The 918-nt window shown below is 50.2% G+C and carries 1 protein-coding gene; it reads left to right on the plus strand.

Annotation, left to right across the window (positions count from 1 at the left end; translation table 11 throughout):
- Positions 1-59: 59 nt before the first annotated feature.
- Positions 60-918: transposase (locus tag RYH73_RS26560; RefSeq protein WP_335316467.1), on the plus strand; the 859-nt coding region annotated here is incomplete at its 3' end.

Here is a 918-nt window from a genome sequence, read left to right on the forward strand (position 1 = left end):
CCTCGACAGCGTGTTATTATGGCCGGGAGGGTCAGAAAAGTATTGACCCGGTTGTTTTCATGAAGCTGGTTCTTGTAGGTTATCTGGAGAACCTGAGCAGTGACAGGCGTATCGTCAGCACTGCGGGAATGCGGATGGATATCCTTTATTTTCTGGGATATGACCTTGGCGAGGAGCTGCCATGGCATTCCACGCTGAGCCGTACCCGTCAGCTGTACGGTCAGGAGGTTTTCTGTGAGCTCTTCAAGCGGGTGCTGGGCCAATGTATCGAAAAGGGAATGGTATCGGGTCGGCGGCAGGCCGTTGACGGTGTGTACGTGAAGGCCAATGCCTCACTGGACAGTATGGTGCGGAAGGATATACTCGAAGATGCGGAGAATTATGCAAGGGAGCTGAAAGAGAATGAAGAAACACCATCTCCCCGCAGCGTGGAAATGAAAAAGGCAAAGGATCGCCACTATCCCCTGCTCAGGCCCAAAAAGAACCCGCATAACGATACGCATATCAGTCCTTGCGATCCCGATGCAAAAATGTCGGTAAAAAAAGGGAAAGCAATGGCGCTAAACTATCTGGGGCAGGTCTGTGTGGATACGGCATCCCATATGATTACCCACATACAGGCCTTTACAGCGGACAGGAAAGACAGCATGTGCCTGCCTGTTCTGTTGCCACAGCTGGTGGATAACCTGAAAGAACAGGGCTTAAATATGGAGGAGCTTCTGGCTGATACGGGATATAGCAGCGGAGAGGCCCTGAAAGCTTTGGAAGACAATAATATCATAGGGTATATACCCAACAGGCCGCAGTTTATATACGAAAGGGCCGGTTTCACCTATGATCACGATGGAGATTATTACATCTGCCCCAACGGTAAACAGTTGACCTATAGAGGTACAGGTATGAGCCTGGGATATCTGA

It is taken from the genome of Olivibacter sp. CPCC 100613 (assembly GCF_036959255.1).
In the GTDB taxonomy this organism is placed as follows: Bacteria; Bacteroidota; Bacteroidia; order Sphingobacteriales; family Sphingobacteriaceae; genus Olivibacter.